The following is a 21,723-nucleotide window of genomic DNA, read 5'->3' as shown; positions in this document are numbered from 1 at the left end:
GCGCGGAACCTGTCAGCTCACTTCCACGACGCCTTGTCGAGGCGCGGCAGCCCGTCGGGGCTGAGCGGGAACTCGAGATCGGGGTTCACGAGGTAGTTCTGCGAATAGGAAAAGAGCGGTGCCCAATAGGCCTGTTCGGCGATGGTGGTCAGCGCCTCCTCGTAGATCTTTTTGCGCTCTTCGGGGTCGGCGGTCTGCTCGGCCGACAGCACGGTCTCGGTCAGTTGCCCGTCGCCCGAGAGGTTGCGGTCGCTGTCGCCCGCGAAATGGACTCGCGCAATTGCCGCGGTGTCGGCAGTGCCGCCCGAGCCCCATGTGCCGAAATAGGCCGGGATCTCCCGCTGCGCACGCGCTTGATTGAGCGAAGCGAGCTTGACGTAGCGCAGATTGACGTCGATGCCGACGGCTTCAAGATCGGCGGCGATGGCCTCGGCCGCCGGTTTGTCGCGATAGGCCCAGAGGTCCATCTGGAAGCCGTCGCCGTAGCCTGCCTCTTCGAGCAGCGCCTTCGATTTCTCGGGATCGTACGGATAGGCCGGGATGTCCTCGGTGCAGCCGAATTGCGCCGGATGGCAGGGCGTGTAAATCGGCTTTGCCGACCCACCGATGAGATATTCTGCCATCTCTTCGCGGTTGAGGGCGTGGTTGACCGCCTGTCGGACTTTCACGTTGGTGAGCGGACCGTCCTCGTCCGTATAACCGGCAGCGTCGAGCACGAGAAAGCCGACGCGCAGGTCTGGACCTGACAGATGAGCCGCCTGCGGCATGTTGCCGAGAGATTCCGCGACGTCGAGTGGCACCTTGAACATCCAATCGACGCCGCCGGCCATCAGCTCCGCCTGCTGCGTGCCGATATCGGGCAGGTTGCGCACCACAACGTTCTCGATCGCCGGGGCCTCGCCCCAATACTCTTCGAAACGCTCTAGCACGACCTCCTGACCGGGCTCGAACGAGACGACCTTGTATGGGCCTGCGCCGACGAGATCCGTGGCCATGGCGCTTTCGTCGACGCTGCCGTCCTCGGCCTCGTAGGCGCCCTCTGGGCGCAGCTTCACGCGCTGCGCCATGTCGCGCAGGACGAGCGGATAGACCGACTTGAGATGGAAGCGTAGCGAGAGGTCTCCGGTCACCTCGACAGTTTCGAGCCAGCGCTCGATCGTGCCCTTAGCCTGTGCCTCGCTCTCGTCCGAAACAATCCAGTTATAGGTGTAGGCGACGTCCTCGGCGCTGAGCTCGGAGCCGTCGTGAAAGGTAACGCCCTCGCGCAAGTCGACGTTGAGCGTAGTATCGTCGACCCATTCCCAGTCGCTGGCGACAGCTGGCGCGAACTCCTGCGTCTCAGGGTCGAGATCGAAGAGCGTCGCGTCGGTCAGCTCCGCCATGATGATGTATTCGCGCTTGGTCGTGTAATTGTAGTCGAGGTTTAGGATTTCCTCGGCCAGCGCGACGCGCAGCGTATCGTCGTTCTTGCCGGCCTGAGCGGCGTGCGGAACCGCGCTTGCGAAGGCGGTGCAAAGGGCCGTGGCTGCAACAGTGGTTTTCAGCATGTCACTCCTCCCAGAGATGATAATGCCCGGACCCTAAGACGAGATGGGAGGTGCGAAAACTGCAATCAATGGACTAATAGTTGCGCAAATTGGGACGGACGGCAGCGGTAACAAGCGAAACGCTGAAGAGTGTTCGTCACTCAACGGCAACCTTGAAACCCTCCGAGCCCTTACAAACGCCACCACGGCGGCGCGAAGCGAGCAGATCTGCGCAGCGATCTCAAGCTTTCGAGGTCTGCGCGCAGAGGTCTGCTTCGCGGATGCCGCCGTCTGAAAACCCCGGTCACGGGCGCTGGCGTGCCTGTTTCCCCCGACGCCTTCTGAATCGGTGCAGTTCGCCATCTGCTCAAAAACCGTGCAACTTTGCGCGTCCTACGTGCAGATTTATTTCAAACATAGAGAAATCATTGATCGATTTGATCAAATGATGTTGGATATTCGCTAACCCGACGGAACAGCCGGGGCGGACAAATCCGCGCGAATGATATTGCAACGGAGAGGACCATGACCTTCAGAACCACCCTTGCCGGCGCCAGCCTCGGCCTTTTGGCCGCCCTTCCCGGCGCCGCCCAGCAGTCCGAGAATGCCGTGCGCTTCGCCTATGGCCAGACGCTGGAAAGCCCCGACCCCTACTTCACCACGCTGCGCCTCGGCGTGATCCTCGGCCGGAACGTGTGGGACACGCTGGTCGTGCGGAACCTCGAGACCGGCGAGTTCGAGCCGCTGCTCGCGACCGAATGGGAGTGGGTCGACGACACCACGCTCGACCTGACGCTGCGCGAGGGTGTGACCTTCCACGACGGATCGACCTTCGAGGCCGACGACGTGGTCTACACCCTGAGCTACGCCGCCGATCCCGCGAACCGGATCGTCTCGCAGCAGGTGGCGAACTGGATCGAGAGCGTGGAGAAGACCGGCGAGCACTCCGTTCGCATCACCACCACCGGGCCGACGCCCGCCGCGCTGGAATTCGTCTCCTCCCAGCTCGCGATCATGCCGAGCGACCATTACACGGGCCCCGGCGGCACGACCGACGCGGACCTGCCGATCGGCACCGGACCCTTCCGGTATGCCGAATATTCCGCCGGCGGCGAGATCGTGCTGGAGCGGTTCGAGGATTACACCGCCACCGACGCGAAATCCGCCGCCTCGCTCGACCGTGTGTCGATCCGCACCATCCCCGACCAGCAGACCCAGATCGCTGAGCTTCTGTCCGGCGGTCTCGACCTGACTATGGGCCTGCCCAAGGACCAGGCCGACCAGCTCGCGCAGATGCCCGGCGTCGAGGTGCAGAGCGGCGAGACGATGCGCATCGTCTTTATGCAGATCAACACCTCCGATGACACGCCCAACCCGGCGCTTCAGGACGTGCGGGTGCGCCGCGCGCTCAACCACGCCATCGACAAGGCGGCGATCTCCGAGAACCTCGTCGGCGAGGGGTCGAACACCATCGACACCGTCTGCTTCATCGACCAGTTCGGCTGCACCGATGAAGGCGCGACGAGCTATCCCTTCGATCCCGACAAGGCCCGCGCGCTCCTGGAGGAAGCCGGCTACGGCGACGGCCTGACGGTGGAGCTCTACGCCTACCGCGAACGGCATATCTCCGAGGCGGTCATCAACTACCTGTCGGATGTCGGCGTAAACGTGAAGCTGAACTTCATGCAGCCCGCCGCCATGCGCGACGCGATGCGCGCGCGCGAGGTCGAGCTGGCGCAGAACGCCTGGGGCTCCTATTCGATCTACGATCTGTCGGCCTCCACGCCGGTCTATTTCGGCGGTCAGCCGGACGACAACGCGCTCGACTCCGAGCTGATCGAGACGCTGGACGACGCCGGCAAGAGCATGGACACCGAAGAGCGCAAGACGCTCTACCGTCAGGCGCTGCAGCGCATCGCGGACGAGGCGCTGGCGGTGCCGATGTTCACGCTGCCGGTCTATTATGCCGGCGCCGAGGGTCTGAGCTACGAGACCTACCCGGACGAGATCCTGCGCTTCTGGGAATTTTCCTGGAGCGAGTGACGGACGGGCCGGGGCGCGAAGGACCGCGCCCCGGCCGACATTCCGCCGATCGAGGAGCCATCCCATGCCGATCTACCTGGCCAAACGTTTCGGGCTTGCCGTGCTCGTGGCCTTCTGCGTGTCGATCCTCGCCTTCGGCCTTTTGCGCCTTCAGGGCAACGCCGCCGGCGCACTGGCCGGCGAAGGGGCAAGCGCCGAGGACCTCGCCATCATCGTCGAGACCTACGGGCTCGACCGGCCGCTCATCGTGCAATACGCCTCATGGCTCGGCGACGTGCTGCGCGGCGATTTCGGCACGTCCTACTTCTTCAAGTCGCCGGTTTCGGATCTGATCTTCGACAAGATCGGCAATACCGTGATCCTCGCGATTATGTCGCTGACCATCGCGCTGGCAATCTCCATCCCGCTCGGGGTGCTGGCCGCTGTCTTTTCGGGAAGCTGGATCGACCGGCTGTGTTCGCTGGTCTCGCTTCTGGGACAGGCGCTGCCGTCGTTCTTCCTCGCGCTCTGTCTCGTCATGCTGTTCGCGATCAAGTGGCGGATGCTGCCGGCCTCGGGCGCCGAAAGCTGGCGACATTTCATCCTGCCGGCGGTGACGCTGGGCTACTACATCACGCCGCCCTTCATGCGGCTGGTGCGCGCCGGGATGATCGATGCGCTGTCCAACGATTACGTGCGCACCGCGCGGGCCAAGGGGCTGCCGGCGCATCGTGTGATCCTCAAGCACGCGCTGCGCAACGCGCTGGTGCCGGTGGTCGGGCTCGTGACCGTGCAGCTCGGCCTTCTGATCGGCGGCTCGGTGGTGATCGAGAGCATCTTCGCGCTCGATGGCCTGGGCTACCTCGCCTACCAGGCGATCGGTTACCGCGACTTCCCGGTGCTGCAGGCCGTCGTCCTGTTGCTGTCGGTGGTCTACGTCGTGCTGACGCTCCTGTCCGACATCGTCAACGCGTGGCTCGACCCACGCCTGCGCGTCAGCTGAGAAGGGGCCGAGCATGACAGATCTGAGCAATTCCGCGGATCCCACCGCGACGGCCGAACTGGCCGAGACGCCGCCCGGCCGCCTGTCGTGGAGCCGGCTCAGCGAGCATCCCTCGCTGCTGATCGGCGGCGGCATCGTGGTCCTGATGATCCTGATCGCGATCTTCGCGCCGCTGCTGGCGCCCCACGATCCCTACGCGCAGGACATCACCAACCGCGCCGTCCCGCCCGTCTGGTTCGAGGCCGGAAGCTGGGAGCATGTTCTCGGCACCGACCAGCTTGGCCGGGACTACCTGTCGCGGCTGATCTACGGCGCGCGGGTGTCGCTTCTCATCGGCTTTGCCGCGGTGTCGATCGCGTCGGTCATCGGCACGACGCTGGGGCTTCTCGGCGGCTATTTCGGCGGCCGGGTGGACATGGTGGTCACCTTCCTGACCACGATCCGCCTGTCTTTGCCGATCATCCTCGTGGCGCTGGCCGTCGTCGCCGTCTTCGGCGGGTCGATCACCATCGTCGTGATCGTGCTGGGCGTTCTGAAATGGGACCGCTTCGCCGTCGTGGTCCGCGCCACCTCGTCACAGGTTGCGCGCATGGAATACGTGCAATCGGCCAAGGCGGCGGGCGCGTCCAACCTCTACATCATCACGCGGGAGGTGCTGCCGAACCTCACGCCGCAACTCATCGTCATCGCGACGATCGAGATCGCGTCGGCGATCCTAATGGAAGCGGCGCTGTCGTTCCTCGGCCTCGGGGTGCAACCGCCGACGCCGAGCTGGGGGCTGATGATCTCGGAGGCGAAAAGCTACATGTTCTTTTCGTTCTGGCTGATCTCCATCCCCGGTATCGCGCTGGCGACGCTGGTCTTCGCGATCAACCTCGCGGGCGACGGGCTGCGCGATCTGGTATCACCGGACGGGAGGGGCTGATGGAACCGCTTTTGCAGGTCCGCGACCTCAAGGTCGATTTCAAGCTGCGGACGAACACGCTTCATGCCGTGCGCGGCATGTCCTTCGAAGTCCGCGAGGGCGAGACGCTGTGCATCGTCGGCGAGTCCGGGTGCGGCAAGTCGATGACGTCGCTGGCGCTGATGGATCTTCTGCCGCGTGCCGCGACCCGGTCGGTCGGCGCCATGCGCTTCGGCGAGGTCGACCTGACCGACCGCCGCGCGGTGCGCCGCGTGCGCGGCAACGAGATGGCGATGATCTTCCAGGAACCGATGACGGCGCTGAACCCCGCCTTCCCCATCGGCGACCAGATGACCGAGGCCTATATCCACCACACCGGCGCCACCGGCTCCGCGGCCCGCGCGCGGGCGGTCGAGATGCTGAACGAGGTCGGCATCGCGTCGCCGGAAAAGCGTCTGGGGCAGTATCCGCACCAGCTGTCGGGGGGTCTGCGCCAGCGCGTGATGATCGCCATGGCGCTGATGACCTCGCCCAAGCTCCTGATCGCGGACGAGCCGACCACGGCGCTCGACGTGACGATCCAGGCGCAGATCCTGCGGCTTCTGCGCGATCTGCAACAGCGGCTCGGCATCGCCATCGTGTTCATCACCCACGATCTGGGCCTCGTGTCGCGGATCGCGGACCGGATCGTTGTCATGTACGCTGGCGCGCGGGTGGAGGAAGGCTCGGCCGCCGAGATCTTCGGGGCGCCCCGCCACCCCTACACCCAGGCGCTGATCGACTGCATCCCGCAGCCGGGCAAGTCCGAACGCGGCGCGCCGCTCGGCACGATTCCGGGCGTCGTGCCCTCGCTCATGGGCGATGTCCGGGGCTGCGCCTTCCGCAGCCGCTGCCCCGTCGCGCAGCCGATCTGCGCCGATGCGGTGCCGCTGCGCGCCGAGGGCGGCCACGTCTGGGCCTGCATCCACGGCGCCGAGAAGGACGAAACCGAAAGGGCGCCCGCATGAGCCAGCCACCGATCCTCGAGACTTTGGGCCTCCACCGCCGGTTCCGCGTCAGCCAGGGCATGTTCAAGCCCAAGGCGACGCTGAACGCCGTGAACGGAGTCGATCTGCGCGTGATGCGGGGCGAAACTCTCGGCATCGTCGGCGAAAGCGGCTGCGGCAAGTCCACTCTGGCGCAGATGCTGCTGAACCTTCTGCCGCCGTCCGAAGGCCATGTCCTCTTCGACGGCCACCCCGCGGCTGACGCGGGCCGCGCCGCCTTTGCCCGCCGCGTACAGCCGATCTTCCAGGACCCGTTCTCGTCACTCAATCCGCGCAAGACGATCCTCGACATCGTGTCGATGCCCCTGCGCGTCCACCGCATCGGCACCGCGGCCGAGCAGGAGCGCACCGCCCGCCGCCTGATGGAGCGGGTCGGCCTGCCCGCGCGCTTTGCCAGCCGCTATCCCAAGGAGCTGTCTGGCGGCCAGCGCCAGCGCGTCGCCATCGCCCGCGCGCTCGTCATGCAGCCCGAGGTGGTGATCTGCGACGAGCCGACCTCCGCGCTCGACGCCTCGGTGCAGAGCCAGATCCTGAACCTGCTGATGGAGCTCAAGGCGGACTTCAACCTCACCTACGTCTTCATCTCCCACAACCTGTCGGTGGTCGAACATATCGCCGACCGTGTCGCGGTGATGTATCTCGGCCGGGTGGTGGAGCTGACGGGCGTCGACGGCATCTTCGACGCGCCGCAACACCCCTATACGAAAGCGCTGCTCGAGTCGGTCCTGACCGTCGCACCCGACGACGGCGTGCCGGACCTCGCGCTCGGCGCCGGGTTCCCAGACCCGTTGCATCCCGCGCCGGGCTGCCCGTTCCACCCGCGCTGCCCGCGCGCCTACGGCCCCTGCGACAGCGTCGTGCCGCGCCCCGTCTCGCCGGTGACCGGCGGGGCCGCGTGCCACCTGACCGATCCTGAATACGCCCCGGACAAGGAGCGAGCGTTTGCCTGACACCACGCATGAGCCCGCCGCGCCCCGCGACACCGCCATCGCCGCCGCCCGGGAGACGCTGGAGAGCGGCCGCTTCCGCGAGGACCTTGCCCGCCGCGTCGCCATGCCGACCATCTCGCGCGAGGAAGAACACTGGCCGGAGCTGGAGCGCTATCTGCGCGAAGAGATGATGCCGCTCTACGAACGGCTCGGCTTCTCCTGCGAGATCCTGCGCCACCGCAAGGCTCCGGGTCCGTTCCTCCTGGCCGAGCGGATCGAGGATCCGGCGCGCCCGACCGTCCTGATGTACGGCCACGGCGACGTCGTCACCGGCATTCCCGAGCAGTGGTCCGAAGGGCTGGACCCCTGGGAGATGACTGAGCGGGACGGCCGCTGGTTCGGACGCGGCACCGCGGACAACAAGGGTCAGCATTCGGTCAACCTCGCCGCGCTCGAAGCGGTGCTGGCGGTGCGCGGCAGGCTCGGCTTCAATCTGAAGTACCTCGTCGAAATGGGGGAGGAATACGGCTCCCCCGCGCTCGACGCGATCTGCGCGGATCACAAGGAGCGGCTCGCCGCCGACGTGCTCATCGCCTCGGACGGGCCGCGCATGTCGCTTGAGGATCCGACGATCTTCCTCGGCTCGCGGGGCGGCATCAATCTGCATCTCGAAGTGGTCGCGCGCGAGGGCTTTCACCATTCGGGCAACTGGGGCGGCCTTCTCGCCAATCCGGGGGTGGAGCTGAGCCACGCCATCGCCGCGCTCATCGGTCCCACCGGCGAATGCCTCGTGCCCGAGCTGACGCCGGGCGAGATCCCGCAGAACGTGCGCGATGCGCTCAAGGACTGTACCATCACCCCTGCCGAGGGCGATCCGCCGCTCGATCCCTGGTGGGGCGCCCCGGGCCTGACGCAGGCCGAACGGGTCTACGCCTGGTCGACGCTGGAGGTGATGGAGATCGAGGTCGGCAACCTCGCCAAGCCGCTGTACGCGATCCCGCCCTGGGCGCGGGCGCGGCTGCAACTGCGCCACCCGGTCGGCGTGGACACCTCGGACGTGGAACCGGCGGTGCGCCGCACGCTCGACGCCGCGGGCCACGAACGGGTGAAGATCGTGCCCGCGCCCGACGCCTCATTCCCGGCCAGCCGGTCGGACCTCGATGGGCCGTGGGTGCGCTTCGCCGCCGCGTCCCTGGAACGCACCGCGGGCCGGGCGCCGGTGATCCTGCCGAACCTCGGTGGTTCGCTGCCAAACGCGATCTTCACCGATATTCTCGGGCTGCCGACGATCTGGGTGCCGCATTCCTATCCCGGCTGCCGCCAGCACGGCGCGGACGAACACCTGCCGGTGTCGATCGTGCGCGAAGGGCTGGGCCTGATGGCAGGCCTCTTCTGGGATCTTGGCGAGACCGACGTCCCATGATCGAAACCGGCATGGGCTATTAGCCGATTGAACGGCGGCAACCATCGCCAACCATGTCTTCGGCCTTCTGCGGGAAAACTCGATGCGCCGCCGGTTCGAAGCCGGCGCCCCTGAATGCCCCGCTTGCGCGCCCGCCCCTCACCGTCGGCCGTAGACCTTCATGCCGGTGCGAGAAGGTTGAGCGGGCCATCGGAGCGGCGATACGGGCTCTGAACCGCCGAGATCTTCCTTGCGACGTGGAAGATGCCCTGTTTCACAAATGTGAAGGGAACCGTTTGGTACTGCACCTCTGATCAGCTCAAGAAAACCTGAGGCGAACCAAAGTGTTGACGGGGATAAATGGTGCCCGGGGGCGGAATCGAACCACCGACACGAGGATTTTCAATCCACTGCTCTACCCCTGAGCTACCCGGGCACGGGTGAGCGGAGACCGCTCGGGGCTTGGGTCTGATACCGCCGGCTTTGGGGCAAGTCCAGTGGGGTGGCGCGGAAAAATTGCACTGTGCTGAGCGCCTCTGACCTCCCCTTGCGTCAGGCTTCGTCGCCCTCGCCCGGGTCCGGCGCGCCGTCCTCGTCATCGGTGGGCGTGACGGGAACGCGGTAGGCCTCGTGCAGCCATTTGCCGAGGTCCACGTCCGCGCAGCGGCGGGAGCAGAAAGGGCGGTAGTCGGGGTGGGTGGGCTTGCTGCAGATCGGGCAGGTCATGCGGCCTCCGTCATCACCTCCGCCGGCAGCGGAAGGCGTTCGCGCTTGCGGGTAAGTTCGAGATGGCCGAGCGTCGTCCAGCCAACGAAGGTGGTCTCCACTGGATCCGCCCGCAAGGCGGCGCGGAGCGACTGCTCGATCGACTTGCGGTCCCGCTTCGGCGCGGGCGCGAGGTCGACGACCACCTGGCCACCGAGACCGAGACATCGCAGGATCCGCGGCAGGGCGCGGACCGCGGCGATGTTGGCCTTGAGGCCGGCGGCGGGACTGGTGTCCCCGCCGGTATCGACATCGCAGGCGACGAGGGCACGGGTTTCCTCAACCATGAGCGTGCCGCCGCCCGGAAGCGGGCAGGCCTTCTCAAGAGCCGCGATGGCATCGAGAACGCCCCGATCGGCGAAGGCGGAGGGACCATCGTCCACCTCGTCCGGCACGGGCCAGTCGCGCCAGGCGGCGGCATGGGCGTCCGGGCCGTCCACCAGCAACTCGGGCTCCGATCCGTCGTCGGCCAGGACATCCGTCGCGAGGGCGCACATGGCATGGATGTCCTCGGCCACCTCGACCTCGTCGGCCCCTTCGGCGGCGGACCGCAGGATCAGACCCGCGCCGTCCGGCAGTTCGATCTCGGCGGCGATCTCGGCGAGGGCGACACGCGCCTCCTCGTCCCGGATCGCGCGGGAGATGTTGGTGCCGGGGGCGCCGGGCGTGACGATGGCGAAGCGGGATTTGAACAGAAGGCGCAGCGTGACCGGGATCGCCTTGCCGGGCTCCGAATGGCCGGTGACCTGAACCTGGAGCGGTTGTCCGGGCGCGATGCCCTTCGACTGCTTGAGGAACCCGCGGCGGCCACCCGGCAGGGCGAGGAAGATACCTCCCTGCCCTTTCATCGGCCGGTCCGCGATCCCGCGAAGGATCGCGCCGGGTCTCGCGACCGGATCCATCCCGTCGACGAGGAGATCATCGAGAACGCCGTCGACCATGCGGGCGGCTGCGGCGCGGCCGGCAAGCGTGCCGAGGATGACGCTGGTGCCCTTCATGACGTGCTCCAGAGTGGGTAACCGAAGGAGGAAAGGAGCGCCGCCGTCTCCGCCAGAGGCAGGCCGACGATGGCGGAGTGACTGCCCTCCATCCAGGGGATGAAGGCGCCGGCGGGCCCCTGGATCGAATAGCCGCCGGCCTTGCCCTGCCAGTCCCCGGTCGCGAGGTAGCCGTTCACCTCGACGTCGCTGAGCCGCTTGAGCTTGACCGAGGAGACCACGCTGCGCGCGCGCAGCACCTCGCCCCTGCGCACGGCCAGGGCGGTGACGACACGGTGCCGTCGCCCCGAGAGCGCGTGCAGGAACTCGGCCGCCTCGCCGGCGTCGCGGGGCTTGCCCATGATCCGGCGGCCAAGGGCCACGGTGGTGTCGGCAGAGAGCACGAGGTCGTCGGGCGCGGCCGAGACGGCCAGCGCCTTCTCCCGCGCCATGCGTTCGCAATAGGGGCGCGGCAGCTCGCCACGAACGGGCGTCTCGTCGATATCGGGCGGGCGCACGTCATCGGGGCGGATGCCCAGGACCGCGAGCAGCTCGAGCCGCCGCGGAGAGCCCGAGCCGAGAATCAGGCGCACAGGGCCCGGCTCGGTCGGCACGGTCTCACTTGAAGCGATAGTTGATCCGCCCCTTGGTCAGATCGTAGGGGGTCATCTCGACCTGTACGCGGTCGCCAGCGAGGACGCGGATGCGGTTCTTCCGCATCTTTCCCGCCGTATGCGCAATGATCTCATGGCCGTTGTCCAGCTCGACCCTGAATGTCGCATTCGGCAGGAGTTCCTTCACGACGCCGGGAAATTCGAGCATTTCTTCCTTGGCCATGGTCACTCCGTGATTGCCGCCCCCAAATTGGAGCGCGTCGCGTAAATGCGCGCGTTCAGCGCATTGTTCAAGGGCTTTGATGGGGCTGCAACGCGTCAATCCCGTCCGGCGTTCCGAACCGCGCCGCGATCCGGCCCGCGATCTGATCCCGTGTCTGCCGGTAGGCGGCGAGCTTCTGCTCCCGTGTCTCGCCGAGGCCGGTGGGCTCGAGAACGGGCCAGTATTCGACATCGAGATGGAAGACCCGCGTCAGTTCCAGCGCATGCCGCTGGCTGGCCGGGGACAGCGTCACGATCAGCTCGAAGCTCGACAGATCGTCCCCCCAGTCCTGCATCATCTCGAAGCTGCGCGCCCGGTGACGGGACAGCTCGACGCCGATTTCGGCCGAGACGGCGATGGCAAAGGGGTCGATCTCGAGATCGCAGCGCACGCCGGCGGACTGGATGTAGGTGCGGTTGCCGAGCACCTGCTTGGCCATTCCCTCCGCCATCGGAGAGCGTACCGCGTTGTGATCGCAGCAAAAGAGCACGGAGGACGGAAGCGCCCCGGTCACATCGCGCTTCCGTGGTGCAGGACGCAAATCAGCGTGAAGAGGCGGCGCGCGGTGGCCTTGTCCACCTCCGCCTTCCCGGCGAGGCGGTCCTGGAGGATGCGGGCGCCCTCGTCATGGATGCCGCGGCGGGCCATGTCGATCGCTTCGATCTGGCTCGGCGGCATCCGCTTCACGGCCTCGAAATAGCTCTCGCAGATCTGGAAGTAGTCCTTCACCACCTGCCTGAACGGACCGAGGGAGAGGTGGAACTCGCCCGCGGCTTCCGCGTCAGGAGTGCTCAGCGAGAAGACGAGGCGCCGTTCGCGGATCGCCAGATCGAGCTTGTAGGGCCCCTCGGGCAGCGCGCGCCCGTCCTCCCGCTCCGGCAGGGCGAAGGTGTTCTCCTCCAGCAGATCGAAGATCGCGACGCGCCGCTCCTGCTCGATTTCGGGCGTGGGCGGAGGCAGGTTCGCATCGTCGATCTCGACGTCGCTGAGATAGGACGGCATCGCGCGCTCCATCGGGGTCAGGGCACCGAGAATAACGCCCCTCCCCCGCGTTACCAGAGCCCGCGCGAGGAAGGCGGCATCAGCCCTCCTCGTTCAGCCTCCGCAGCCGGGCCGTGACGCTGAGGCCGTGTGCTTCGAGGCTTTCGGCGCGTGCGAGCCGCTCCGCCGCCGGCCCGATCCTCGCCAGCGCGCCCGGCGTCATCTGCGCCAATGTCGTGCGCTTGAGGAAATCGAGCACCGAGAGGCCCGAGGAGAACCGCGCCGAGCGCGCCGTGGGCAGGACATGGTTCGGTCCGCCGACATAGTCGCCGATCGCCTCCGGCGTCCACGCGCCGAGGAAGATCGCGCCGGCGTGACGGATCTCCTTCGACAGCGCGCCGGGGTCGGCGACGCAGAGTTCGAGGTGCTCCGGCGCGATCCTGTCCGAAAGAGCGGCCGCTTCCTGTAGCGACCCTACCGTGATGACGGCGCCGAACTCGTCCCAGCTCCTGCCCGCGATCTTGCGCCGCTCCAGGGTCTGCAGATGCCGGTCCACCGCCGCGGCGACGCGCGAGCCGAGGCCCGGGTCGGTCGTGATCAGGATGGACTGGGCACTTTCGTCGTGCTCCGCCTGACTCAGCAGGTCGAGCGCGATCCAGTCGGGGTCGCCGGTCTCGTCGGCTATGACGAGGATCTCGGACGGCCCGGCGATCATGTCGATTCCGACGCGCCCGAACACCCGCCGCTTGGCCGCGGCAACGAAGGCGTTTCCGGGACCGGTGATCTTGTCCACCGGCGGGATCGTGGGGGTCCCGTATGCGAGGGCCGCGATCGCCTGCGCGCCGCCGATGCGGTAGATCTCGTCCACCCCGGCGATCCTCGCCGCCAGCATCACGAGGGGGTTCACGACGCCGTCCGGCGTGGGCACCGCGATCACCAGCCGCTCGACGCCTGCGACCCGGGCCGGGATCGCGTTCATCAGGACGGACGAGGGATAGGAGGCGAGACCGCCCGGCACGTAGAGCCCCGCCGCTGCAACGGGCGTCCAGCGCCAGCCGAGCGTCGCGCCCTCGGGATCGGTCCACTGCGCATCCTCTGGCATCTGTCGCGCGTGGTAGGCCCGGATCCGCTCCGCCGCCTGCCGGAGCGCGCGCTCCTCGTCCTTCGGCACCGCCGCGATCGCTGCCTCGACCTCCGCCTCGGGGATCCGCAGGGTTTCGGGGGTGAGGCGCAGCCGGTCGAAGCGCTCGGTCAGCTCGATCAGCGCCGCGTCGCCGCGGGCACGCACGTCGGAGATGATTGCGGCGACCGCCTCGTCCACATCGACCGAGTCTTCACGCTTTGCGGACAGAAGATCGGCGAAGGCGGCCTCGAAATCGTCGGACCGGGTGTCGAGAAACTGGGGCACGGAAAAGCGGCCTCCCTTGGACATCGAAAGGCGCCGAAGACCGGCGCCCATACGTCTGATCCCGCGTCGCGAGCGCGGCGGGGCATGCGCCCGATAGCCTGCCGGCGATGAGGCATCAAGCGAGGAGACGGCCATTTTGCGAAAGGTCCCGGCACCGGCCGCCAAATGGGGAGCTGCCTCCTTCTCGCCCGGAAATTGATGCAGGCTTGCACCACAGCTTCCGCAAATTCGCCGGAGTGACGTGGTTAACAGACTACGAAGATTGATGATCGGGCAGAACGGGGGCAGAAATTGGGCAGAAATGAGGCAACCACTCTGATCAGAGCCTGGTTCGCCCAGAATGCGGAAGCGGCCATGTATCGCCTCCGCCCGAGGCAAGGAATTGCGCAGATGATCGGCAGTCTGACCGGTGCCGCCGCGCGCGCCATCTTTGCGGCCCTTCTGGTAGCCACGCCGTCCCTCATCCTGCCGTCCGCGTCCGGCGCGAACGAGATCGTTGCGCTGATCGCGCTCGGGGCCGCGGCGATCACCTTCTGCGAGTACTTCTCCCACAGCCCCTGCCTCATCGAGTTCCGGGATGCCCCGCCGTTCAACCGCATCCGGTTCCTGTCGCTGTTCGTCACCCTCTTCGTGCTGGCGGTGATGTTCGCCGGAGAAGGCGACGGAAGTACCCTGTCCCTGCTGATCCGCGCCGTCGGCCTTGCCGCCGGGACCGCGCTCGACTTTCCGTTCAGCCCCGTTCGCCTCGTCGTGGCGGGCGTCCCAGAGGAAGCCGGGATGTCGCTCGCCCTCTCCATCCGGGCTGCCGCGGGGCTGGCCTACGCGATCTCCATCGTCGCCATCGTCTTCTTCGTGCTGATCCTGCGGCTTCAGCGCTGGCCGTCCCGCGCAGGGGCGTTCAACGTCTGGATCAACCTGCCGACGTTCGACCCGACCACCGGCAACGACATCGTGGCGCGGCTCAATCGCGACGCGCGCATTAACGTCGCCTTAGGGTTTCTCCTGCCATTCCTGATCCCGTCCGCCGCCGGCGGAATCACCGCGCTGTTCGGGCTCCGGGCGCTGTCGGAGCCGCATTCCGTCGTCTGGCTGGTCTCGACATGGTCCTTCCTGCCCCTCTCGCTCTTCATGCGCGGCATCGCCATGGGCCGGGTCGCCAGCATGATCGCGGAAAAACGCCGCCGGACAGAGCGGGACGCGCCCGTTTCGGCCGGGCTTGCGCTGAGCTGATCGCCCTGCTGCTGGTGGCTCTCGTCGCCGGCCCCCTCCGCGCAGACGCGCCCTTCGTGCCGCAGAAGGCGGGCGGCGTGGTCCGTCTCGCGACCTATCATGCGGAGCTGACGCGCCGCGGCCCCGGTCTCCTTCTCGGCGATATCCTCAAGGGCGATCCGCAGGTCGAGGCGGTCGCCGCGCTCGTCGCGGCCGCCCGGCCGGATATCCTCCTTCTGACGGGTGTCGATCATGACGGCGCCGGCCACGCGCTCTCTGCATTGGCGGAGGTGATCGGCGAGGCCGGCCCGCGTTACCCCCACCGGCTTGCCCTCCGCCCCAATTCCGGCCTCCGAACCGGGCTGGACATGGACGGCGACGGGCGAACCGGGGACGCGCGCGACGCGCAAGGGTACGGCCGGTTCCCCGGCGCCGGCGGCCTTGCCCTTCTCTCCCGCTGGCCGCTAGGGGAGGAGACGGACCTCTCCGAACTTCTCTGGCGGGACGTGCCCGGCGCGGTTCTGCCGGTCCATCCCAATGGGGAGCCGTTTCCTTCGGAAGAGGCGCAGGCCATCTGGCGCCTCTCCTCTACCGGCCACTGGATCGTCCCGATCCGCCTGCCCGGCCCGCCAGAGCGGCATCTGACGATCCTCGCCTACGCCGCGACGCCCCCTGTCTTCGACGGCCCCGAGGATGCAAACGGGCTGCGGAGCGCGGCCGAGACCGGCCTCTGGCGGTCATTGCTCGACGGTGCTCTCGATGTGCCGCCGCCGGAGCCGCCCTTCGCGATCCTCGGTCGCGCCAATCTCGCCCCCTCACGTGGAGACGGCCGGAGGGAGGCGATCGGCGCCCTTTTGTCGGACCCGCGCTTGAGAGACCCCGAACCACTGGGCGAGAGCGGCACCCCCGTGACCGCCGACTTCACCGATCCGGCTCCGGGCGACATGCGACTCGATTACGTCCTGCCCTCCGCCGATCTCGGCATACGCGGATCCGGCGTGCTGTGGCCGGAGACGGAGGGGCTGGAGCTGGTCGAGGCCGCCTCCCGCGGACGGCTGGTCTGGACCGACGTGGAGCTTTGACCGCGAGCAGCGCGCTGAGGCGCGCCGCGCTCGCCGGCCGGCAAAAGCCTCCGGGATCCGCCGCAGGCAGGACGAGGGGCCCCGGGAGCCCGAGGTCCAGACGTCTCAGGCCTCGCGGGTCTCGATCATGCCCACGCGGAGCGCATGGCGACCGCCTTCGAACGCCGTGCCGAGGAACGCATCAACGATATCAAGGGCCAGCCCCTCGCCGATGACGCGGGCTCCGAGAGAGAGCATGTTGGCATCGTTGTGCTGCCGGATCATGCGGGCAGAGAACGTATCCGAGCAGACGCCGCAGCGGATGCCCGGAACCTTGTTCGCCGCCATCATGATCCCCTGCCCCGTGCCGCACAGGACGATTCCGAGGCGGGCCTCGCCGGCGGCGACGCGCTCCGCGGCGGCCCTGCCATGGACCGGGTAATGCGTGCTCTCGGGCGTGGTCGGGCCGATATCGATGACCTCCCATCCCGCCGCCTCGACATGGGCGGCGATGGCGCGGCGAAGCTCGATGGCGGCGTGGTCGCTGGACAGGACGATGCGTTGGCCGGATGTCATGAGGGGATCGCCTCCTTGAATGCCTTTGCGGCTCCATACGCCAGGGCAGAGCGGACGGCAAAGACCGCGCGCGCCCGGGCGCGGCGTCCGGCGAAGGGGGCGCAGCTTGACCGGGAGGCGGGGGCGGGCTACGCCCCGCGGCGATCCGTCCTGACCATCCAAGGAGACTGTCCATGCCGTCCGATCCGACCCTTCTGATCCTGCCGGGCGACGGCATCGGGCCCGAGGTCATGGCCGAGGTGCGCAAGGTCATCGAGTGGTTCGGCGCCAATGGCGGCCCCTCCTTCACCGTCGAGGAAGACCTCGTCGGCGGCGCGTCCTACGACGCGCACGGCACGCCGCTGACCGATGCGGCGATGGAACGGGCGCAGAACGCGGATGCGGTCCTCTTAGGCGCCGTCGGCGGGCCGGCCTACGACGCGCTCGACTTCTCCGTGAAGCCCGAGCGGGGGCTCCTGCGCCTGCGCAAGGAGATGGACCTCTTCGCCAACCTGCGCCCGGCGCAATGCTTCGAGGCCCTCGCGGACTTCTCGTCCCTCAAGCGTGAGGTGGTCTCCGGGCTCGACCTGATGATCGTGCGCGAGCTGACCTCCGGCATCTATTTCGGCGAGCCGCGCGGCATCGTCCGCGAGGGCAACGAGCGCGTCGGGATCAACACCCAGCGCTACACCGAGAGCGAGATTGCCCGCGTCGCGCGCTCCGCCTTCGAGCTGGCGCGAAAGCGGGATGGCCGGGTCTGCTCCATGGAGAAGGCCAACGTGATGGAAAGCGGCATCCTGTGGCGCGAGGTGGTCCAGGAGATCCACGACGCCGAGTACCAGGATGTCGAGCTGTCCCACATGTACGCCGATGCCGGCGCCATGCAGATCTGCCGGAACCCCAAGCAGTTCGACGTCATCGTCACGGACAACCTGTTCGGGGACATCCTGTCCGACGCGGCGGCGATGCTGACGGGCTCCCTCGGAATGCTGCCGTCCGCCTCCCTCGGCGTTCCGATGGAGAATGGCCGTCCGAAGGCGCTCTACGAGCCGGTGCACGGCTCCGCGCCCGATATCGCGGGCCAGGGCAAGGCGAACCCGATCGCCTGCATCCTCTCCTTCGCGATGGCGTTGCGCTATTCCTTCGACCGGGGCGACGAGGCAACCCGGCTCGAGTCCGCCGTGGAGAAGGTCCTCGCCGACGGGCTGCGCACGGCCGACCTGATGGGCCCCGAGGACGGCACGCCGGTCTCCACCTCGCAAATGGGCGACGCCATCGTCGCCGCTCTCGCGGCAGCCTGACCCGTACAGGCGGCGCCATTGCGCACGAAAAAAAACGCGCCGCGGGGAGACCTCCTCGCGGCGCGTTCGCATGTCTGGGGGACGGTTTGTCCCTCCGCTCAGGCGGCGGTGTCCCCGCCGCTCCCGGCAACGCGGAGACCGTCCTTCACCGCGCTGTTCTCGTGAACGAGAGTGCGGGTCGGGAAGGGGATCTCGACGCCGGCCGCATCCAGGGCTTCCTTCACGGCGCGGGTCATGTCCCCCTGGAACGCGAAGGCATCGGCGTTCGCACACCAGATCCGCACGAGGAAGTCGACGGAGCTGTCGTTGAGGTTCGTCACCTTGATGAAGGGCTCGGGCTCCGCATGGGCGCGCGGATCGGCCATGATCGTGTCGAGGATGACCTTTTCGGCGGTGCCGAGGTTCGCCCCGTAGCCGACGCCGAACGTCCATTCCACCCGGCGCACGTCATAGGCCGAGTAATTGGTGATCGTGTTCCCCCAGACCTCTGAATTGGGGATGATGATCTGCACGTTCGCGATCGAGGCCAGCTCGGTATAGTTCAGCGAAATGTCCTTCACCGTCCCCATCTGGCCGTTCACGACGACGAAATCGCCGGTCTTGATCGGCCGGAAGAAGATCAGCATCACGCCGGCGGCGACGTTCGACAGCGTGCCCTGGAGCGCCAGACCGATGGCAAGACCCGCGGCACCGAGTGCGGCGACGACGGAGGTCGTCTGCAGCCCGAAGCGGTTGAGCACGAAGACGAAGGTGAAGACGAGGATCGTGTAGCGCACGATGGCGCCGAGGAAGTTGAAGAGCGTCTCGTCGAACCGCTCCTTGTGGCCAAGGTTGCGCACCCGCCGTCCGAGCCACGCCGCAAGCGCCCAGCCGATGACGAGAACGAGAACGGCCGAAAGAAGGCTGCCGAGGATGCTTGCGAGGAACTGGACCGACAGGATCTCCCCCACCGATACGCCGTTCGCGATCTCCGCACTCAGAAAATTGTCCATGTTACTCCGCCAGCTTGTCCATCTCGGTCGCAAGGCGGATGTCGAGCTCGGTCAGACCGTTCGCGCTGTGGGTCACGAGGGTTACTTCGACCGTGCGGTAGACGTTCCGCCATTCGGGGTGGTGGTCCAACTTTTCGGCCATGAGCGCAACCGACGTCATCCAGCCGAACGCGGCGCGGAAATCGGCGAAGCGGAAGGTCTTCTCGATGGCCTCGCGGTCTTGGGCCAAGGTCCAGCCGGCTTTGAGGAGCGGCTCCAGTGCCGTGCGATCGGTGAGGCGCTCCGGCCTCATTCCTCGGACCCCGTCTTCCTGAAGGGGCCGAAGCTGGTCAGGATCTCGATGTCCTCGTCCACCGCGCGGCTCTCCCCCTCGAGAAACTGCTCGACGGCGTTGCGGAAGCCCGGATCCCCGATCCAGTGGAGCGAATGGGTGGGCGCCGGAAGGTAGCCGCGGGCCAGCTTGTGCTCCCCTTGCGCGCCCGCCTCGACCCTGGCGAGACCACGCTCGATGGCCCAGTCGATCGCCTGGTAGTAGCATGCCTCGAAATGCAACGCCGGGTGGTGCTCGGTGGCGCCCCAGTAGCGTCCGTAGAGACACTCCCGCCCAATGACGTTGAGCGCGCCGGCGACGTTGCGGCCCTCCCGCTCGGCGAGGATCAGCAGGATGTCGTCCCGGAGCGTCTCGTGCGCGATCTCGAAGAAGGCGCGGGTGAGGTAGGGCGTCCCCCATTTCCGGGCGCCGGTATCCTGGTAGAAGCGCCAGATGTCGTCCCAGTCCGCGGGGCGGATCTGATCTCCCGTGCGGAGCCGGATCTCCCCGCCGAAGGCCTGCGCCTGGGCGCGCTCCTTGCGGATGTTCTTTCGCTTGCGGCTGGACAGGTCGGCGAGGAACGCATCGAAGTCCGAATAGCCGCGATTGACCCAGTGGAACTGCGTGCCGGTGCGGTGCAGAAGGCCCATCTGAGCCCCCGCCAGAGCCTCGCCCTCGGTGCAGAACGTGGCATGGAGCGTGGTGATGTCGTTCCGCGAGGCAAGCTGGACGGCGCCCTCGACAAGCGCCGCCATGCCCGCGCTCTCCCAGCCGGGCCGCGTGAGGAAGCGGCGGCCGGTGGCGGGAGTGAAGGGCACGGCGATCTGGAGCTTGGGATAGTATCGCCCGCCGGCGCGCTCGTAGGCATGGGCCCACGAATGGTCGAAGATGTATTCGCCCTGGGAATGGCCCTTGGCATAGAGCGGCGCGGCGGCGACGACCTCGTCGCCCGATTGCACGGTCAGGTACATCGGCTGCCAGCCGGTGCCCGGACCGACCGAACCACTCTCCTCGATGGCCGACAGGAAGCGGTGCGTGGTGAACGGATCGAGCGGGCGGCCGCCCTCCTCCGCTTCGGGGCAGGCACAGGCGTCCCAGTCGCTCGCGGGGATGACCGCGATGCTGTCATGCGCCGTGACGGAGAGGGGCGCTTCGGGATCGGGAGGCTGGGCTGAACTCATGTGCGGCGCGGATGATGGCGCGGCCCCGCCGGGTTTCAACCCGGCGCGTAGCCTTCGAAGGTCACATTGTCCGCGAGCTTCCGCGCTTCGGCCTCCTCGGCGGGACTGCGGATGGTCCAGCAGAGGAACGGCAATCCGGCCTCGCGAAGCGGCGAGAGGGCGGGAGAGGCAAGGTCCGTCCGGTCGTGGCTGACGAAGGAGATCCCGAGCCGCTCCCTGTCCTCGATCCGCGCGAGGGCGGCCAGGCGGTCAGCGGGCGTCAGCGTCCACTCCTCCGGCCCGAAGGCACAGGTGGTCAGGCCGACGGTCGCGTCCGGCGACGCCTCTTTCAGCGCTTCGATGCTGGCGGGGTTGAAGGACATGAAGGCGATCGGGCCGTCATACCCAGCCGCATCCGCCGCCGCGGCCCGCTCGAGAACGCCGTCCACCGCGCCGAGGCGGCAGGACTGGTCCTTGATCTCGACAAGGAGGGGCACGCGTCCCGCCACCTCCTCCAGCACCTCGGCGAAGGTCGGAACGCCCTCCCCGCCCCCGCCGAGAAGCGGCAGGCGGGACAGCTCCCCGGAGCTGCGCGCCCGGACCGCGCCTGTCTCCCCCGTCAGGCGGGACAGGTCATAGTCGTGAAAGACCATCGCCCGCCCGTCCGAGGCGCACTGAAGGTCGATCTCGATCCCGTAGCCGGCCGCGACCGCGGCGCGAATGGCCGAGCCTGAGTTCTCCGGGCGCCCCGCCCCATGCAGGGCGCGGTGAGCGATGGGGCGGGCGAGGAAGGCGGGGTGCAGGCTCATGCGAGCCGGAAGATCGCTTCGATCTCGACCGCGACGCCCATGGGCAGCGATGCGGCGGAGACGGCGGACCGCGAATGCCGCCCCTTGTTGCCGAGAAGCGCGACGAGAAGGTCGGACGCCCCGTTCACGACCTTGGGCTGATCGGTGAACTCAGGCGTGCTGTTGACGAAGGCCGTGAGCTTGACCACCTGCGCCAGCCGCCCGAAATCGCCGCCGCAGGCCGCACGCGCCTGCGCAAGGAGGGACAGCGCACAGGCCCGCGCGGCCTCCACGCCCTGCTCCAACTCGAAATCGGCGCCGAGCTTGCCGCGGATCGGACCGTCCGGGCCCTGGCTGATCTGCCCCGACACGAAGACAAGGTCCCCCGACACGACGTAGGGCACGTAGTTGGCAGCGGGCGCCGGCGCGTCCGGCAGCGTGAGGCCCATCTCGGTCAGTCTCGTTTCGATCTCGGTCGTCATGGCTCTCGCCCTCATCTCATGTTCGC

The 21,723-nt window shown here is 67.7% G+C and carries 23 protein-coding genes and 1 tRNA gene; 9 read left to right on the top strand and 15 right to left on the bottom strand.

Annotated elements, in window-relative coordinates:
- Nucleotides 1-17 precede the first annotated feature (17 nt).
- Nucleotides 18-1,547 carry an ABC transporter substrate-binding protein gene (locus RM543_RS05255; RefSeq protein WP_311689827.1) on the bottom strand — a complete coding sequence of 510 codons (1,530 nt, stop codon included), beginning with the start codon at nt 1,545-1,547 and terminating at the stop codon, nt 18-20.
- Between the two features lie 504 nt (nt 1,548-2,051).
- Here RM543_RS05255 and RM543_RS05250 point away from each other — a divergent pair.
- The 6 genes from RM543_RS05250 (at nt 2,052) to RM543_RS05225 (ending at nt 8,853) form a co-directional block, all read left to right on the top strand.
- The gene (locus tag RM543_RS05250) at nt 2,052-3,569 is read left to right on the top strand and encodes an ABC transporter substrate-binding protein (protein WP_311689826.1); all 1,518 of its coding nucleotides are present in this window, start codon (nt 2,052-2,054) and stop codon (nt 3,567-3,569) included.
- 64 nt (nt 3,570-3,633) lie between these two features.
- Nucleotides 3,634-4,551, top strand: coding sequence for an ABC transporter permease (locus RM543_RS05245; protein WP_311689825.1), 918 nt, complete (start codon nt 3,634-3,636; stop codon nt 4,549-4,551).
- 13 nt (nt 4,552-4,564) lie between these two features.
- Nucleotides 4,565-5,476 carry an ABC transporter permease gene (locus RM543_RS05240; RefSeq protein WP_311689824.1) on the top strand — a complete coding sequence of 304 codons (912 nt, stop codon included), beginning with the start codon at nt 4,565-4,567 and terminating at the stop codon, nt 5,474-5,476.
- Complete coding sequence (locus RM543_RS05235; RefSeq protein ID WP_311689823.1) at nt 5,476-6,462, top strand: ABC transporter ATP-binding protein; 987 nt, start codon at nt 5,476-5,478, stop codon at nt 6,460-6,462. Before RM543_RS05240 ends, RM543_RS05235 begins: the two co-directional genes overlap by 1 nt.
- A complete protein-coding gene (locus tag RM543_RS05230; protein ID WP_311689822.1) occupies nt 6,459-7,451 on the top strand; it encodes an ABC transporter ATP-binding protein in 993 nt (330 codons plus the stop codon). The genes RM543_RS05235 and RM543_RS05230 overlap by 4 nt, the downstream gene beginning before the upstream one ends.
- Nucleotides 7,444-8,853: a M20 family metallopeptidase gene (locus RM543_RS05225; protein ID WP_311689821.1), complete on the top strand. Its 1,410-nt coding sequence runs from the start codon at nt 7,444-7,446 to the stop codon at nt 8,851-8,853. The genes RM543_RS05230 and RM543_RS05225 overlap by 8 nt, the downstream gene beginning before the upstream one ends.
- A 340-nt stretch (nt 8,854-9,193) precedes the next feature.
- Here the strand turns inward: RM543_RS05225 and RM543_RS05220 are convergent.
- The 8 genes from RM543_RS05220 to hisD form a co-directional block, all read right to left on the bottom strand.
- Nucleotides 9,194-9,268: transfer RNA gene (locus tag RM543_RS05220), tRNA-Phe, on the bottom strand.
- A gap of 116 nt (nt 9,269-9,384) precedes the next feature.
- Entirely contained in the window at nt 9,385-9,558 is a 174-nt protein-coding gene (locus RM543_RS05215; RefSeq protein ID WP_311689820.1) for a DNA gyrase inhibitor YacG, read from the bottom strand.
- Nucleotides 9,555-10,595: a ribonuclease E/G gene (locus tag RM543_RS05210; RefSeq protein WP_311689819.1), complete on the bottom strand. Its 1,041-nt coding sequence runs from the start codon at nt 10,593-10,595 to the stop codon at nt 9,555-9,557. The genes RM543_RS05215 and RM543_RS05210 overlap by 4 nt, the downstream gene beginning before the upstream one ends.
- Complete coding sequence (locus tag RM543_RS05205; protein ID WP_311689818.1) at nt 10,592-11,167, bottom strand: Maf family protein; 576 nt, start codon at nt 11,165-11,167, stop codon at nt 10,592-10,594. Before RM543_RS05205 ends, RM543_RS05210 begins: the two co-directional genes overlap by 4 nt.
- Nucleotides 11,168-11,192: 25 nt before the next feature.
- Nucleotides 11,193-11,411 carry a translation initiation factor IF-1 gene (infA, locus tag RM543_RS05200; RefSeq protein ID WP_043918791.1) on the bottom strand — a complete coding sequence of 73 codons (219 nt, stop codon included), beginning with the start codon at nt 11,409-11,411 and terminating at the stop codon, nt 11,193-11,195.
- Between the two features lie 67 nt (nt 11,412-11,478).
- Entirely contained in the window at nt 11,479-11,964 is a 486-nt protein-coding gene (locus RM543_RS05195; RefSeq protein ID WP_311689817.1) for an arsenate-mycothiol transferase ArsC, read from the bottom strand.
- The gene (locus RM543_RS05190; protein ID WP_311689816.1) at nt 11,961-12,452 is read right to left on the bottom strand and encodes a UPF0262 family protein; all 492 of its coding nucleotides are present in this window, start codon (nt 12,450-12,452) and stop codon (nt 11,961-11,963) included. Before RM543_RS05190 ends, RM543_RS05195 begins: the two co-directional genes overlap by 4 nt.
- 79 nt (nt 12,453-12,531) lie before the next feature.
- Nucleotides 12,532-13,839, bottom strand: a complete 1,308-nt coding sequence (gene hisD, locus RM543_RS05185) for a histidinol dehydrogenase (RefSeq protein WP_311689815.1) — start codon at nt 13,837-13,839, stop codon at nt 12,532-12,534.
- 390 nt (nt 13,840-14,229) lie between these two features.
- Here hisD and RM543_RS05180 point away from each other — a divergent pair, with 390 nt between their 5' ends.
- Together RM543_RS05180 and RM543_RS05175 are read left to right on the top strand one after the other, a co-directional pair.
- Nucleotides 14,230-15,069: a hypothetical protein gene (locus tag RM543_RS05180; protein WP_311689814.1), complete on the top strand. Its 840-nt coding sequence runs from the start codon at nt 14,230-14,232 to the stop codon at nt 15,067-15,069.
- Nucleotides 15,070-15,083: 14 nt separating this feature from the next.
- Nucleotides 15,084-16,130 (top strand): endonuclease/exonuclease/phosphatase family protein, encoded by a 1,047-nt coding sequence (locus RM543_RS05175; RefSeq protein WP_311689813.1) that lies wholly within the window; start codon nt 15,084-15,086, stop codon nt 16,128-16,130.
- Between the two features lie 105 nt (nt 16,131-16,235).
- Here RM543_RS05175 and rpiB read toward each other — a convergent pair whose 3' ends face one another.
- Nucleotides 16,236-16,685 carry a ribose 5-phosphate isomerase B gene (rpiB, locus tag RM543_RS05170; protein WP_311689812.1) on the bottom strand — a complete coding sequence of 150 codons (450 nt, stop codon included), beginning with the start codon at nt 16,683-16,685 and terminating at the stop codon, nt 16,236-16,238.
- Nucleotides 16,686-16,858: 173 nt separating this feature from the next.
- On the opposite strand from rpiB, the gene leuB reads away from it, so the two are divergent.
- Nucleotides 16,859-17,965 carry a 3-isopropylmalate dehydrogenase gene (leuB, locus tag RM543_RS05165; RefSeq protein ID WP_311689811.1) on the top strand — a complete coding sequence of 369 codons (1,107 nt, stop codon included), beginning with the start codon at nt 16,859-16,861 and terminating at the stop codon, nt 17,963-17,965.
- 98 nt (nt 17,966-18,063) lie between these two features.
- Here the strand turns inward: leuB and RM543_RS05160 are convergent, their stop codons facing one another.
- From RM543_RS05160 to RM543_RS05140, 5 genes are read right to left on the bottom strand one after another with little or no spacing between them, the layout of a single operon-like run.
- Nucleotides 18,064-18,957: a mechanosensitive ion channel family protein gene (locus RM543_RS05160; RefSeq protein ID WP_311689810.1), complete on the bottom strand. Its 894-nt coding sequence runs from the start codon at nt 18,955-18,957 to the stop codon at nt 18,064-18,066.
- A 1-nt stretch (nt 18,958) separates the two neighbouring features.
- Complete coding sequence (locus RM543_RS05155; protein WP_311689809.1) at nt 18,959-19,249, bottom strand: 4a-hydroxytetrahydrobiopterin dehydratase; 291 nt, start codon at nt 19,247-19,249, stop codon at nt 18,959-18,961.
- Nucleotides 19,246-20,448 (bottom strand): GNAT family N-acetyltransferase, encoded by a 1,203-nt coding sequence (locus RM543_RS05150; RefSeq protein ID WP_311689808.1) that lies wholly within the window; start codon nt 20,446-20,448, stop codon nt 19,246-19,248. The genes RM543_RS05155 and RM543_RS05150 overlap by 4 nt, the downstream gene beginning before the upstream one ends.
- A 35-nt stretch (nt 20,449-20,483) precedes the next feature.
- The gene (locus RM543_RS05145; protein WP_311689807.1) at nt 20,484-21,236 is read right to left on the bottom strand and encodes a glycerophosphodiester phosphodiesterase family protein; all 753 of its coding nucleotides are present in this window, start codon (nt 21,234-21,236) and stop codon (nt 20,484-20,486) included.
- Nucleotides 21,233-21,697 (bottom strand): RidA family protein, encoded by a 465-nt coding sequence (locus tag RM543_RS05140; RefSeq protein WP_311689806.1) that lies wholly within the window; start codon nt 21,695-21,697, stop codon nt 21,233-21,235. Before RM543_RS05140 ends, RM543_RS05145 begins: the two co-directional genes overlap by 4 nt.
- Nucleotides 21,698-21,723: the final 26 nt, after the last annotated feature.

Origin of the sequence: Tropicimonas omnivorans, from assembly GCF_031846565.1 — a bacterium.
Classification (GTDB): Bacteria; Pseudomonadota; Alphaproteobacteria; order Rhodobacterales; family Rhodobacteraceae; genus Tropicimonas_B; species Tropicimonas_B omnivorans.
Note: the sequence above shows the minus strand (reverse complement) of the source record. Positions and strands in the feature narration are given on the sequence as shown.

Bases quoted from the DNA above. Each gene is read 5' to 3' on its own strand.
- RM543_RS05250 (WP_311689826.1), top strand. From the start codon at position 2,052: ATGACCTTCAGAACCACCCTTGCCGGCGCCAGCCTCGGCCTTTTGGCC.
- RM543_RS05150 (WP_311689808.1), bottom strand. From the start codon at position 20,448: ATGAGTTCAGCCCAGCCTCCCGATCCCGAAGCGCCCCTCTCCGTCACG.
- RM543_RS05190 (WP_311689816.1), bottom strand. From the start codon at position 12,452: ATGCCGTCCTATCTCAGCGACGTCGAGATCGACGATGCGAACCTGCCT.
- RM543_RS05235 (WP_311689823.1), top strand. From the start codon at position 5,476: ATGGAACCGCTTTTGCAGGTCCGCGACCTCAAGGTCGATTTCAAGCTG.
- RM543_RS05255 (WP_311689827.1), bottom strand. From the start codon at position 1,547: ATGCTGAAAACCACTGTTGCAGCCACGGCCCTTTGCACCGCCTTCGCA.
- RM543_RS05180 (WP_311689814.1), top strand. From the start codon at position 14,230: ATGATCGGCAGTCTGACCGGTGCCGCCGCGCGCGCCATCTTTGCGGCC.
- RM543_RS05240 (WP_311689824.1), top strand. From the start codon at position 4,565: ATGACAGATCTGAGCAATTCCGCGGATCCCACCGCGACGGCCGAACTG.
- leuB (WP_311689811.1), top strand. From the start codon at position 16,859: ATGCCGTCCGATCCGACCCTTCTGATCCTGCCGGGCGACGGCATCGGG.
- RM543_RS05215 (WP_311689820.1), bottom strand. From the start codon at position 9,558: ATGACCTGCCCGATCTGCAGCAAGCCCACCCACCCCGACTACCGCCCT.
- RM543_RS05210 (WP_311689819.1), bottom strand. From the start codon at position 10,595: ATGAAGGGCACCAGCGTCATCCTCGGCACGCTTGCCGGCCGCGCCGCA.
- RM543_RS05245 (WP_311689825.1), top strand. From the start codon at position 3,634: ATGCCGATCTACCTGGCCAAACGTTTCGGGCTTGCCGTGCTCGTGGCC.
- infA (WP_043918791.1), bottom strand. From the start codon at position 11,411: ATGGCCAAGGAAGAAATGCTCGAATTTCCCGGCGTCGTGAAGGAACTC.
- RM543_RS05155 (WP_311689809.1), bottom strand. From the start codon at position 19,249: ATGAGGCCGGAGCGCCTCACCGATCGCACGGCACTGGAGCCGCTCCTC.
- RM543_RS05140 (WP_311689806.1), bottom strand. From the start codon at position 21,697: ATGACGACCGAGATCGAAACGAGACTGACCGAGATGGGCCTCACGCTG.
- rpiB (WP_311689812.1), bottom strand. From the start codon at position 16,685: ATGACATCCGGCCAACGCATCGTCCTGTCCAGCGACCACGCCGCCATC.
- RM543_RS05145 (WP_311689807.1), bottom strand. From the start codon at position 21,236: ATGAGCCTGCACCCCGCCTTCCTCGCCCGCCCCATCGCTCACCGCGCC.
- RM543_RS05160 (WP_311689810.1), bottom strand. From the start codon at position 18,957: ATGGACAATTTTCTGAGTGCGGAGATCGCGAACGGCGTATCGGTGGGG.
- RM543_RS05230 (WP_311689822.1), top strand. From the start codon at position 6,459: ATGAGCCAGCCACCGATCCTCGAGACTTTGGGCCTCCACCGCCGGTTC.